The organism is Staphylococcus simulans, from assembly GCF_002994445.1.
Taxonomy (GTDB): domain Bacteria; phylum Bacillota; class Bacilli; order Staphylococcales; family Staphylococcaceae; genus Staphylococcus; species Staphylococcus simulans_B.
Genome location: NZ_MRZJ01000004.1, coordinates 99,574 through 113,613, shown reverse-complemented (window position 1 = coordinate 113,613; position 14,040 = coordinate 99,574). Strand labels below are relative to the sequence as shown.

The window sequence follows — 14,040 nt, the reverse complement described above, 5'->3', positions numbered from 1 at the left end:
CTGTCACCTGCTTATTAGTGTTGTAAGTCACGGAGTTGTTCATATAAGTCAATCATGTAGTTTGCTGCGTCTCTAAGCGCCATTGTAGTCATTAAATGGTCTTGACCGTGTACCATGATAAAACTAATATCAGATGCTTCTCCTGCTGCTTCTTTCGCTAACATTTGTGTTTGTTCTTTGTGTGCTTCAGTAATAAAGTTGTTGGCTTCAACAATATGTTGGCGTGCTTGATCAAAGTTATTTTCTTTTGCAGCAGCTAAAGCCGCCATAACTTCTCTACGTGCATCACCTGCAATCGCAACGATTGTGAAGCCAATCATCATGTTTTCTTCTTTATTGCTCATGGTGTTTCCCCCTTAAGATGTAATAAAAAGTAAGTTAATAAATATCAACGCCAACGAAACAATCAAACACTCTTTTAATCATCGCAGCACGAATGTTCGTTATTGTTCGTTTTTGTTCACAATAATAATGTAGCTTTTTTACTCGTTCTAGTCAATTCTATTTTTAAAAAATATAGGGGTTTCAAGTGATTTATGACAAATCAGTCACATAATCATCATAAAATTGGCAGCGCTTTTATAATTTAAATGTATTCCCTTACATCAACACAAAAAAAGACTGCCTAGTTATCTAGGCAGCCACCAAACAAAAAAGATTAGTCATCTTTTTCCTGTTTTAAAATTTTAGCTGTTTTTGCATCAAAACTGAATTCATGTTTTTCATTACCTTTTTGTAAGTCTACATCATAAACGAATTTACCTTCATCATCATCTTTAGATAGTGACCATTCGTGAATGTCGCCGTTAAATTGATCTTGGGCTTTTTTGATGATTTCTTCATAAGACTTATAGTCTTTATATTCGAATGATTTATTTTTATCGTAGTCATCTTCTTTTTCAGTTGATTTATTGATGACCTTGTTATTTTTGCTGTCGATAATAACTTCAGCTTCTTCGCCTTGTTTTTGCAAGTCGATTTTATAAGCCCATTTGCCTTGTTCTTTTTCAAATGAGATTTCTTTTAATTCACCATCATATTCTTTCTTAGCAGTTTTGATTGCTTCTTCAGGCTTGATTTTAATATCTTCTAACTTAACAGTGTTACTGTTTTTACCTGTTTCAGATGTACTAGAAGTATCACCTGATTGTTTTTGGTCAGTATTCGCTTTTTGTTCTTGATCATTTTTATTTTCGTCGCTTGAGCCGCCTTGGCCGCAAGCCGCAAGTACTAAACCTGATGCTACTAATAATGAAATCATTTTTTTCTGCATATCGATTCCTCCTTATTTTCTTTTACCCTTTTGTAAAGGAATTATTTAGATGATACCCATTAATAAGTGTTGATATACAATTGCAAATGATATTTTCACTTATTATTTGAAAAAAATGCAAAAAACTGTCTCACATCATTGAACACAATTTTGTGAGACAGTCGAAAATTCATATTTTGTTATTGTATTGTTTTTCTAAAAGCAGTCGGGTCAGGTTGATTCAAGTAATGCATGAATACCTCTCTCATATAAACTTCATTTTGACCCACTGGTTTTTGGTAATTTGTACCCATTACTAAAATATACTCTTTATTAAAGTAGCAGGTAAACTGCTGGCTGTAGAATATACCATTCGTTCTGCCGCTTCCGCCATAACTATAAAACCCATAACGATACGCATGCGGAAAATCTTTCGTTAACACTTCATACAGTAAATGATCAGTCACTGATTTAGGAAAAATTTTATTTTCCTGCAAAGCAGCAACAAGTTTACCCATATCACGCGGTGCCATGTATAAATTGCCTGCACCGTAATATTGGTCCAAATAAGAAGGGGGATCAAGTATTTTAAAGTCATCATAACCCTTCGCCATATAAGGTTTGAAAGAATTATTATTATAAAATGCTGTACGATTTAAATGATACGGTGTCACAAACTTCTCATTAAAATAGTCAGCATACGGCTTTTTCACAACAGCTTCGATGACACGTGCCAATACAATATAGTTCGCATCATTATATTGATGTACTCTGAACATATTCGGCTGCAATCCTTGTTCTTGCAGCATATGCACAGCCCCATCAATACTATGGACACTTGCCTTAGGATGAAACTTTTGAATACCGCTTTGATGCAGCATAAAGTCACGCAGTACTAAAGGTTTGCCTGTTTCAAACCAAGGCAGATATTTCGTGACCGGATCATCCATATTGATTTTGCCGTCTAATTCAAGCTGCTTAAGCATCATACCTGTCATGAATTTTTGTGCAGACCCGATTAAATACATTGAATTCGTATTAGACTTTTTATCGTTAATAAAATCTTGATAGCCGTATCCCCTATCAAACACTAATTCTCCTCTATGAAAGACTGCAATATCTCCATTAAACTTAACTTCTTTCAAATATTTATCAAGCTGTTCGTATTGCAGCGTCGGATCTTTAGTCACCGGCTTATAATCTTCAGGAATTTTTGCTTTTTTAACTGCAGTCGGCGGATCATGCTGCAGGGCACCAAAGTGCCTATGATGTTTCCAATTTAAATAATATGAAATCACAACAGCTATAAGCGCAACTGCGATTACAAATATCATGATTTTTAAAATTTTTCTATTCATTACTTTCCTCTTCTGATGATGTATTTTCTAAAGATGTTGAAAAAATAATACGATTCTTATTTTGGTTGTTTCGGCTCAGGTTGATTTAAAAGTTTAGTATAAACATATTTCAAATGATTTTCGTTTTTATCGCTTTTATAATTTGATGCAATAACGACTATATAATCATTATTGAAATAAGAAGTGAGCTTTTCGCCAAAGAAGTTTCCATTCACTCTATGTTGTTGTCCATATGTCGTAAAGCCATATCTATATATACTTGGATAAGCTGGTGTCTTAAACTCAAACAGCATAGGTGTGGTTATAGACTCAGGAAAAATTTTGTTTTCTTGAAAATTCAATATCAATTTAGCCATATCTCTCGTTGACATAAATAAATTTCCAGCGCCGTAGTACTGCTCCATATACTTAGGATGACGTAATGCCCTATGCTCATCGTAACCCTTCGCCATATCCGACTCATAATTCTTCTCATTATAAAAAGCAGTTCTTCTTAAGTCATAAGGTTTTCTTAATGTTTCGTTGAAATACTTTGCGAAAGGTTCTTTTGTGATGCTTTGAATGACAGTAGCCAATACAATGTAGTTACCATCGCTATATAAATGCTTTTTATACATACCTGGTTGAATATCAGCTTGCTGCAACTCTTTGGCCACATCTTCAATACTATGTGCAGTAGGACTGCCGTTGAATTTCTTCAATCCGCTTCGATGCAGCATTATATCTTTTAAAATCAACGGTTTGCTTGTTTTAAACCAAGGCAAGTATTTATCAATCGGATCATTGATATTGACTTTCCCTTCAACTTCTAATTTTTTCAGCATCAAGCCTGTTGTAAATTTTTGTGCTGAACCAATGAGATACATTGAATTCGGCGTCGTCGGCTTCATTGCTTCAAAATCTTGATAACCGTAAGATTGGTCCATCACCAACTTTCCTTTATGGTAGATGGTGATGTTCCCGTTGAAATGCTGCTGCTTTAAATAACGATCTACGTTTTGATACGCAGCGTTAGAATCCATTACTTTTTGGTAGCCGTGTGATGATTTATTTTCCGCCGCAACGGTTGGCTGTTTTATGCTGTACCTGCTTTGGTACCGCCAGTTCAAAAAGTATGAAAACGTTACTGCTAATATCGCCACTGCAACTATAAACACAATGCTATGTTTTGCTTTGTTTTTCATTATTTTCCTCTTTTATCGTGAGTTCTTTCTTGAAAGTTTAATTTATTGGTACTTAAGCTAAATATTCTTGTTCAAATTGTGCTACGACTTTGTCTAAATCTTCTACATTCAGAGAGAAGTAGACTTTGATTTTAGGTTCAGTACCTGAAGGTCTTAAGGCAATAAATCCTTCATCAAAGATAAAACGGATTAAATTACTTTCAGGTAAAGTCGTTTCTGTTTGCTGTTGTGTTGCTAAATCTACAATTGTTTTAGTTTGATAGTCTTCAATTTGTTTAACTTCTAAACCAACAAGTGTTTGTGGCTGCTGCTTGCGGAAATTTTCTAACAAGTCATTAATTTTTTGTCTGCCTGCAGCGCCTTCAAATTTAGGTGAAATCGTTTCATCTTTAAATGTTCCAGTAATTTCATACACTTCTTGCAATACATCTTTGAAAGTTTTGCCTTGGCTTGAAAGTTCATTTTTATATTTCACCACAAGCGGAATCATTTGAATCGCATCTTTATCTCTAGAGAATGGTGCCGCTAAATAACCATGGCTTTCTTCATAACCTAACACTAATTGTTCATTTGTATCTTGCTTATTCTGCAAGATTTCTGAAATGAACTTAAATCCTGTTAATACCGTATTCACTTGCAAACCAAGTGCTTTGCCTAAACGGTCGCTTGCAGCACTGCTGACAATAGATTTAACCATAAATAAAGGCTGCTCGTTACGTTCTGCTTTAAGTTGTTCATAACGTAATTTCAATAAAATCAAGCCGATTTCATTGCCGTTGAAATAGCGGTAATCATCTTTGCCGTAGCGTTCAATCATACCGAAGCGATCAGCATCAGGGTCAGTCGCAAGAATTAATTGCGCATCTTCTTTTTCAGCTAAACGCAAGCTATAAGTAAATGCTTGTTCTTCTTCAGGGTTCGCATATGCGACTGTCGGGAAGCTGCCGTCTGGTTGAGACTGTTCCTTTTCAATTACATAATTGCTGTAATTCAAATCTTCAAGAACCTCAGATAAAATCGGCAAGCTTGTACCGTGCAGACTTGTTAACGCAATTTTATCTGTTTGCTGTTCGATTGCACCGACCAATGCTTTAACTTCTGCTTTATAAGCTTGTGTTACTTCATCAGATAAATATGAAATCAGGCCTTGATTCAAGCCGTCTTCAAAATCTCCGCCTGCTAAATCAAGCGGATCTTCGATTTGATTAATATAACTGCTGAGCATTTCAGATGGTTTCGGCAGTAATTGACCACCGTCTGCACCGTAAATTTTTATGCCGTTGTATTCTTTAGGATTATGGCTTGCTGTAATCATAACGCCTGCATCTGCATTTAAGTGACGTACCGCAAATGATAACTCAGGGGTAGAGTTATAACGTTTGCCTACAACTGCTTTAACACCGTATTGTGCAAGCATAGCCGCAATTTCATGCGCAAATTCTTGCGATAAAAAGCGTGTATCAAAATGAATCACTACTAACGATTCAGGTTTATGATCATTTAAGTATTTGGCTAGACCTACTGCGACTTTGCGTACAGTAAACGCATTTAAACGTCCTGGCCCTAAACCAATCAATCCTCTGATTCCTGCAGTTCCAAAAGCTAAAGTATCTTCAAAACCTTCTGCTTTCGAACTTTCAGATTGTGTATTATAAAACTCAGAAACTAAACTTTCTTCTATCTTGTTCTCCCAATTCAATTTCATACTTAATCTCCTCTCTGTACCTCTCTCTTATGTTTAAACTATGGATTAGAGTATTTATTTTTAACAACCTTATTATAACTGATGTTTTTCAGAAATACATTTCATATTCATGAAAATCACGAAGTTGCTTCGCATTTGTGTTGTTTGATACAAAAGTATATCAATCACAACATATGTAAAAGTTGATACTCTCTGAAAACAGATGCAAATCTCATCATATTTTAAAACCTATTTTATTTTGAACATATTTCGTTTTTGTAAAGATAATGTAAACATTGAAATTCAATGCTGAATTTTCTTTAGTAATGGCTTTAAGTATGAAATAATAGGTGGGATACTAAGTTTGTAATTTAGCCATAAAAGTATTAAAATATATGGTTATAATGAGCAAATTCAGCAGCAATCCAAACGTTCCTCTTTAGAAACTTCTCTTAGATGATTGCTGATTTATAAAATTGAAACCGGGAGCAAGAGTAATGAACAAATTTTTTAAATATTTTTTAATTCTTCTTTCGCTCGTTCTGGTCGTTATTCCTATTATATTTGCAGTGATGTTATATAAAACTTCTCGAAGTGCAATCGATTCATCTTTCAGTGACAACTCAAACAGAGTTTCAAATTTAAGACAAGGCAAGGTCAATCCTTCTAAAGAGCCGATTTCTGTACTTTTCTTAGGGATAGATGATAATAAAGGAAGACGTGAAGGCGGGCAAGCAACTGAGAAATCACGTACTGATGCTATGATTCTTTCAACTTTCAACCCAGATAAAAGCCAAGTCAGAATGTTAAGTATTCCGCGCGATACATTAAGTTACATCCCAAAAGTAGGCTATTATGATAAGATCACACACGCCCATGCCTTCGGCGGTCCTACTGCTGCTATGGATACAGTGGAAGCTACATTAAATGTACCTGTCGATTATTATGTCCGTATCGATATGGATGCTTTCGTTGAAGCTGTTGATGAATTAGGCGGCATTTATTATGATGTTCCTTATGATTTAAACGAACCGAACACTAATGACGATGGACGTATTAAAGTAAAGAAAGGTTATCATAAATTAAATGGTGACCAAGCACTTGCAGTTGCCAGAACAAGATACCATGATTCAGACTTAAAACGCGGACAACGTCAAATGGATCTTATCAAAGCACTTGCCACAAAAGCACAAAGATTAGATTCAGTTAATAAATTAGACAGCTTAATCAAAATCGTCGGCAAGAATTCCAAGCATGATTTATCAAACGACGATATTCAAAAAATGCTTACAACCTACCTCCCTGCTGATTTAGAAATTAAAACTGAACAGCTTGAAGGTAAAAATGAATTACTGAATGGTATTTACTATTACAATCCGGATATGAAGAGTATCAAAAAATATTCAAATCTGCTTCGTTCGGACTTAGGATTATCTAAGATTAAAAGCAATAAAGAATTCTTAAATTCACGTGTCATCAAAGCCTATGGTGAATTAATGCCGTTAACACCTATTGACGATAGTCTGTTGCGTAAAAATCAAAAAGATACGACAGATGAGGATCAATCTGAAGACGAAACACAATCAGATAATACAGAACAAAACAATAATTCGGGTAATGAACAATGGAATAATCAGCAAGATCCAAATGCAGGGTTTAACCAAGACCCTAATGCAGGAAATCAGCAAGATCCTAATATGAATATGGATCCGTCTCAGCAGCAAGCTCCTTCAGATCAAGGATATTATTAGAAAGGGAGAGCGATAGAATATGCCACGCAAGACCTATGAAAAATTAAACAATATTAATGGAATGTTTGGGATATTAGAACAGCAAATCATTCACAGTAAAGATATGGCGCATTTCAGAAATGAATTTTTCTATGTCAATCATGCCCATAGAGAAAATTACGAAGCGCTATTGCTTTATTACAAAGACAGCTTAGAAAACCCATTTATAGACGGAGCTTGTTATATCGTCGCATTACCAGAAATTTTTGATCGTGTCGACGTATTCCAATCTGAACTGCCCTTCTCTTGGGTTTACGATGAAAATGGAATTACTGAAACAATGAAATCAATCAGTGTACCGATTCAATACTTGATTGCTGCGGCACTTGAAGTCACAGATGTCAACATCTTCAAACCTTCAGGCTTCACAATGGGTATGAATAACTGGAACATTGCACAAATGCGTATCTTCTGGCAATATACAGCAATCGTACGTAAATTTGCACAATAAAAAAATCAATCGCTGCAGAGCAAATACATGCATCTGCAGCGATTTTTTTGTACCCTAAGAACAACTCTTTAAAATAAAAAGATGAGGATGATGATTATGTTTAAATTAGCACAGAATAAAAAAGAAATGAACGAGGTCTTTCACGTAAGAACTGAAGTTTTTGTAGACGAGCAAAATGTTCCTTTAGAAAATGAAATCGATGAATATGAAGATACTTCAACACACATCATCGGCTATGATGAAAATGATCAAGCAATCGCAACGGCACGTTACAGAAATGTCGATGGCGCCGCAAAAATCGAACGTGTTGCTGTAATAAAAGCATTGCGCAATCAAGGTATAGGCAAAAGTCTGATGACATTTATTGAAGACGCTGTAAGAAAAGATGGTTTTACACAAGCTGTTTTAAACGGACAAGTACAAGCACAACCTTTCTATGAAGCGCTTGGCTATCAAGCTGAAGGTGATATCTTCTTAGAAGAAAATATTGAACATGTGGTCATGAAGAAATCATTATAATTTCTTTGTTTTTTTACTATATTTACAACACAAAAAGTATATTAATGCTATTTTTAGTGGAAGTTTACTTTTGAAACAAAGTACATTTCAGATTAAGGTTTCATTACAAAATGATTAAAAACCTCTCTATACGTCTTAAGTCGTACTATAATATATGAAAATGATATATTACATAGGTTTGACATAGTGTCATATTCATTCAGTCTGCTAGTGGCTATGTGTGTAGAAATGATATGGCCTGGATACATGTTACTAACACGTTTTGATTATAACAATTATGTTAATAACATCATCAAGTCATCTATTTTCTAACGTCATCGACAGATACAACTACTTGACGTTAAGAATCAAACATCTCGGAACTTTTCGATATACCGATCCAGACGTTTATCTACAGACTGTAATATATTCAAATATAATATATTGTTAAAAGGAGTATCATTTTATGTCTAAAAAGTTTCATTACAAAACCCCAGCTATCATTGCATTAACGATTGCAGGTACTGCTATTACTACGCACCAAGCATTTGCGCAAAGCAATACAGACTCGGCAGATAGCACGAACACAACAAGCAATGTGAACCAGAATCAACAACCGACTGACAACCAAACTGCAAAAAGTACAACAACAACTCAGAATACAACTAACCAAATTGCAGGCACACAAGAATACAAAGACCCTGCCCAAGTTCAACCAAAAACTACAGAAAACAACTTGAACTACGATTCAAAACTTGATCAATTGTCTACTCAAGCAGATACAAGTAATGGAGCAACTGCTCAAACTACAACTGATTCTCAAAACAATACGTCTGACAACACAACAGCAGACACTACACAAACTGAATCAAACCAACAAACACAACAAGCTGATACTGCTCAAACCGAAGCGCAAGCTCAACAAGCTCAGCAAACACAACAAGCAGACACTACTGCTCAACCTGAAGCGCAAGCTCAGCAAACGCAACAAGCAGATACTACTGCTCAAGTTAATACACAAACACAGCAAAAAGCTGAAACAACAGCACAACCTACAACATATGCGGCGCGTTCAGTACAGCCGACAACATATGCTGCACGTTCAGTTGCACCGTCAACAACAACTTCTACACGTTCTGTGCAACCAACAACATATGCTGCTGCAGCTACATCATTACCTAAATATCAACCAAGAGTCAACTCTTCAATTAATAACTATATCCGTAACAAAAACTATACGGTACCGACATATGAACAAGATTACTCAAATAATATTCCAAAATATAGTTACAGATACGGCAAACCTGAAGGCATTGTAATTCACGATACTGCAAATGAAAACTCAACGTTGAATAACGAAGTTGCTTACATGAAAAACAACTGGCAAAACGCCTTTGTTCATGGTTTCGTAGATGGTAATCGTATCGTTGAAACTGCTAACACAGATTACCTTGCATGGGGTGCAGGCCCTGTTGCCAACCAACGTTATATTCATATGGAATTAGTGCATACACATGATTACGACTCATTTGCACGTCAAATGAACAACATTGCTGATTATGCAGCTACAAACTTGCAATACTATGGTTTAAAACCAGATAGTGCTGAATATGATGGTCAAGGTACAGTTTGGACACATAAAGCTGTTTCTAACTTCTTAGGCGGAACAGACCACGTTGACCCTCATGGTTATTTACAATCACGCGGTTACAACTATGATGCATTATATGACTTGATTAATGAAAAATATCAAATCAAACAAGGTTTAGTTGCACCTTGGGGTTCAACAACTGCGACTGCACCTAATACAAATACATCTACAACAACGAAACCAAGTACAAATACAACAACACGCCCTACTACAAACACATCATCTCAATTACGAGTGATCCCAGTAGATTCATTAGGTCGTTTATCTTCAACAAATCACGGTATTTACAAAACAGTTTATGATAAAGCAGGCGTTCAAAACTCAGCTTTAAATAACCAAACTTACCGTTTAACTAAAAAAGCGTTATTAGGTGAAAAATCATTCTACTTAATTACGGATTACAATAAAGGTACAAACTATGGTTGGGTTCAAACTGGCGACTTAACATATAAAGTCGGTCACCCAGTTACAACTAATACTAAAACTTACGGTATCCAATCAGGTACTAAATTATACAGCACACCTTGGGGTACAGATCGCCAAGTAGCTGCGACAGTATCAGGTACAGGCACACAAGCTTTCAAAGCTTCTAAACAAACAGAAGTCAGCCCTTCTCAATACATTTATGGTACAGTGAACGGCAAATCTGGTTGGGTTGCAAGCTCAAAATTAGGCAGCTATACAGCACCAAAAACAACAGTAACTACTAAGAAAACAGATGTAAAAGGTGCATTCACAGCAACACCATCAAAAACTACAACAACTAAAGCACCAACAAAATCAACAACAACTAAAACAACTGCGAAAGCACCGACTACAACAGTTAAAACGACAAAACCAGCTGTAAAAGCAGCTACAACAGTTAAAAAACCATCAACTGTGTCTAAAGCAGTCAATACTGTTAAAACAGCAGCTAAAACTACAGCAAAAGCAGTTCAACCGACAGCTAAAGCAGCTGTAACTAAAACTGCTGCTAAACCAGCAACAGCAACTAAAGCACCATTAAACAAAACAGTTGTAGTTAATAAATTAGGTCAATATGTAACAGATAACTATGGCTTACGTGCAAGTGTGTATGATAAAAAAGGTGCAAAAGCTGCACAATTCTTAGGCTACACTTACAACATCACACGTGAACGCAACCAAGATGGTACTTTATACTATTTATTACAAAATATCGGTTTAACAACACCACTTGGCTGGGTGAATGCAAAAGATGTTAAAGTAGCAGATCAAGGCAAAACAGCCCCTACTTCAAGACAATATACTGTAAACACTAAAAATAATGGTCTTTACACAACACCTTGGGGTACATCAAAACAATTAATCGATCCGTTAAATAAACAAAATGGTACGTTCAACGCTTCAAAACGTACAGTAGTTAATAACACTCCTTACGTTTACGGTACAGTTAACGGTAAAACAGGCTGGGTTGCTGAAAAAACTTTAACACCTAAAACAACAACTACAGCAAACCGAGCTAATACAGCAACTAAGCAGCAACCTGCTGTTAAATACAACCATGACTACATCGTAACAAGCAAAGGCGGTTACTATTACAATACGCCGAACGGCAAAGTATTAGGTTCATTAAAAGACCAATACGGCAACATCATCACTGTGTTTGAAAAACAACTTGTGAATGGTATTACTTGGTACCATGGCACACTAGCAAATGGTCAATCTGTATGGTTAAAATCAGCTGATGTGCGCGACACATTAACAAGAACTACAACTTCAAGCAATACATTAGACCAAGCAGTTGCAAAACAAATGAACTTGCCATGGTCTCCTAAAGTACAACATGTAGCAGGCAAATGGGTAGACGCTTCTAAAGACGAAGTGAAAACTGCAATGGATCCTAGAACTATTTCACAAGACGCAACACAAAGATACCAATTCTTACGTCTTGATAAAGCACAACAAATGTCAGTAGACAGTGTAAACAAATTGCTAAAAGGCAAAGGTATTTTAGAAGGACAAGGTGCAGCATTTGCACAAGCAGCACAAACATATGATATTAATGAAATTTATTTAATCTCACATGCCCTTCTTGAAACTGGCAACGGTACTTCTGCTTTAGCAAACGGCGGATATGTTGATAACGCGAACAAAGTCGTTACAAACGGCACTAAAAAGTATTACAACATGTTCGGTATCGGCGCAATTGATACTGACGCAGTACGCGGCGGCTTTAAAACTGCAGCACATTACGGTTGGGACACTGTTGGAAAAGCAATCATCGGTGGTGCTAAATTCATCACTAGTGATTATTTAGACAGAGGTCAAAACACACTTTATCGTATGCGTTGGAACCCAGCAGCTCCTGCGACACATCAATATGCAACAGATATCAACTGGGCAAGCCATAACGCGACAAGAATGAAACAAATGTACGATAAAATCGGAGAAACTGGTAAATATTTCGATGTAGATATTTACAAAGCTTAATCTGTATAAACTTAAAGGACCTGTTGAGCAATATTTGCTCCGCAGGTCCTTCTTACATAAAAAATCGCGGAACACTTTCAAATATTTGAAAATCATTCCGCGCTACTTTTAAATATAAAAGCTTTTCTTATTCAGTTTCACAAGCAAATCATAAAGCTGTTTCACATCTTTTGAAGACAACTGATCGCATCTTGCTTCTAATAATTCTTGACGTGCCGCATTGATTTGATTGATTAATTCTTCAGATTTAGGTGTCACACTGAGTTCTTTGCATCGCAAGTCATGACGCGATTGTATACTCGTCACATAACCTAAACTGACAAGTTTTTTTATCCATCTAGAAACAATGGATTGTTCTTTTCCGATTTTCATCGTTAAGTCAAATTGGGATAAACTATGGTGCTCATTCAAAATTCGTAAAAGCTCAATTTGTTCTGTCGTTAAATTCGCACGTTGGCCAAAACGTTTGTTTACAATGATTAAATCATTGTGTGTAAGTGTTATTTGTTGTTCAAGTTGTTTATACATGGATGTCTTACCCCGCTTGTTTTAATAGTTATATTATAAGTTTATCAAGCAAAATATACAACAAAAACTTGTAAAAGTTGTTTATCTTGCATTTAACTATGCATGTATAATACGTTAATATTATCCAAATCTCAAAAGGAGTTTACATATGAATAAGTCACTATCCCAAAGAGATTATTATTTCGATAATGCCCGTGCATTTCTAATTTATTTAGTTGTATTCGGACACCTCTTAAATCCTTATGTAGAAGATCATAAATATATGGGATCGCTTTACTTGCTGATATATAGTTTCCATATGCCGTCATTCCTGTTTATCAGCGGCTACTTTGCGAAAAATATCGGAAAACCTGATCATTTAGAGAAAGTAGCGAAAAAGCTCTTAATTCCATACTTTGTGTTCTTTACATTCTTTTCGGTTTATTATTTCTTAACAGGCAAAAGCAGCAATTTGAAATTGGATCCGTTTGATCCGGTCTTTGCGCTTTGGTTCTTACTGACACTCTTTATGTTCCATGTCATTTTAGTCATCGTGAAGAACTTTAAGCCCTATTTCGTATTGCCGATCGCAATACTTGTCTCTTTATTAGCCGGCTTTTCATCTGATATCGGCGAATACATGAGTTATTCAAGAACCATTGTATTCTTCCCTATTTTCTATATAGGCTATTTGATGAATCGACATCAATCTATGCTGCTGCGCAATAAAAAATGGGTACCGATTTCCATCCTGATATTGGTCGCATTTTATGTTGTGTATACGATTCATCCGATTAATTCAGATTGGCTGCTCGGCAGTTCGCCTTATAGTTCATTAGATGGTCCGGATGTATACAGTCCGCTTAAACGTTTGATGCTCTATGCGGTCATTTGTTTAACGATGTTTTCGTTTTTAAACTTGATGCCGTCTAAGAAGCGTTTCTTTACGTATATCGGGCAACGTACGATGTATGTTTATTTACTGCATGGCTTAGCTATCGGCATCATCAGAGGTTATAAATTATATCCATTCCAAGATCCGATTACGATTTGGACTTATATTTATCTGATTCTGTTATCCGGTCTGATTGTCTATCTGCTGTCTACTAACTTTGTTGCGAAATGGACAAATCCGGCAATCAATTTAGAACGGCCATCCAAATTCAAATTTTAACTGTGAGACAATTTGTTTGTCTCACTTTTTTAGTGTTTAA

At 35.8% G+C, this 14,040-nt stretch carries 11 protein-coding genes; 5 read left to right on the top strand and 6 right to left on the bottom strand.

Features of this window, described 5'->3' with window-relative positions; genetic code table 11:
* Positions 1-14: 14 nt before the first annotated feature.
* The 5 genes from C7N65_RS06975 to C7N65_RS06955 form a co-directional block, all read right to left on the bottom strand.
* A complete protein-coding gene (locus C7N65_RS06975; protein ID WP_105993757.1) occupies positions 15-344 on the bottom strand; it encodes a PTS lactose/cellobiose transporter subunit IIA in 330 nt (109 codons plus the stop codon).
* A 314-nt stretch (positions 345-658) separates the two neighbouring features.
* Complete coding sequence (locus tag C7N65_RS06970) at positions 659-1,273, bottom strand: PepSY domain-containing protein (RefSeq protein ID WP_105993756.1); 615 nt, start codon at positions 1,271-1,273, stop codon at positions 659-661.
* Between the two features lie 179 nt (positions 1,274-1,452).
* Positions 1,453-2,610 carry a serine hydrolase domain-containing protein gene (locus C7N65_RS06965; protein WP_105993755.1) on the bottom strand — a complete coding sequence of 386 codons (1,158 nt, stop codon included), beginning with the start codon at positions 2,608-2,610 and terminating at the stop codon, positions 1,453-1,455.
* A gap of 56 nt (positions 2,611-2,666) precedes the next feature.
* Positions 2,667-3,794, bottom strand: coding sequence for a serine hydrolase domain-containing protein (locus C7N65_RS06960; protein ID WP_105993754.1), 1,128 nt, complete (start codon positions 3,792-3,794; stop codon positions 2,667-2,669).
* Between the two features lie 52 nt (positions 3,795-3,846).
* The gene (locus C7N65_RS06955) at positions 3,847-5,499 is read right to left on the bottom strand and encodes a phospho-sugar mutase (RefSeq protein WP_105993753.1); all 1,653 of its coding nucleotides are present in this window, start codon (positions 5,497-5,499) and stop codon (positions 3,847-3,849) included.
* A gap of 476 nt (positions 5,500-5,975) precedes the next feature.
* On the opposite strand from C7N65_RS06955, the gene C7N65_RS06950 reads away from it, so the two are divergent.
* From C7N65_RS06950 to C7N65_RS06935, 4 genes are all read left to right on the top strand, one after another.
* Positions 5,976-7,229, top strand: a complete 1,254-nt coding sequence (locus tag C7N65_RS06950; RefSeq protein WP_105993752.1) for an LCP family protein — start codon at positions 5,976-5,978, stop codon at positions 7,227-7,229.
* 19 nt (positions 7,230-7,248) lie between these two features.
* Positions 7,249-7,719 (top strand): DUF2538 family protein, encoded by a 471-nt coding sequence (locus C7N65_RS06945; RefSeq protein ID WP_105993751.1) that lies wholly within the window; start codon positions 7,249-7,251, stop codon positions 7,717-7,719.
* A 96-nt stretch (positions 7,720-7,815) separates the two neighbouring features.
* Positions 7,816-8,238 (top strand): GNAT family N-acetyltransferase, encoded by a 423-nt coding sequence (locus C7N65_RS06940; protein ID WP_105993750.1) that lies wholly within the window; start codon positions 7,816-7,818, stop codon positions 8,236-8,238.
* Positions 8,239-8,683: 445 nt separating this feature from the next.
* On the top strand, positions 8,684-12,319 hold the full coding sequence (locus C7N65_RS06935; protein ID WP_105993749.1) for a glucosaminidase domain-containing protein: 3,636 nt from the start codon (positions 8,684-8,686) through the stop codon (positions 12,317-12,319).
* Between the two features lie 108 nt (positions 12,320-12,427).
* On the opposite strand, the gene C7N65_RS06930 is transcribed toward C7N65_RS06935, so the two are convergent.
* Positions 12,428-12,847, bottom strand: coding sequence for a MarR family transcriptional regulator (locus tag C7N65_RS06930; protein ID WP_105993748.1), 420 nt, complete (start codon positions 12,845-12,847; stop codon positions 12,428-12,430).
* A 148-nt stretch (positions 12,848-12,995) separates the two neighbouring features.
* On the opposite strand from C7N65_RS06930, the gene C7N65_RS06925 reads away from it, so the two are divergent.
* Complete coding sequence (locus C7N65_RS06925) at positions 12,996-14,000, top strand: acyltransferase family protein (RefSeq protein WP_105993747.1); 1,005 nt, start codon at positions 12,996-12,998, stop codon at positions 13,998-14,000.
* Positions 14,001-14,040: the final 40 nt, after the last annotated feature.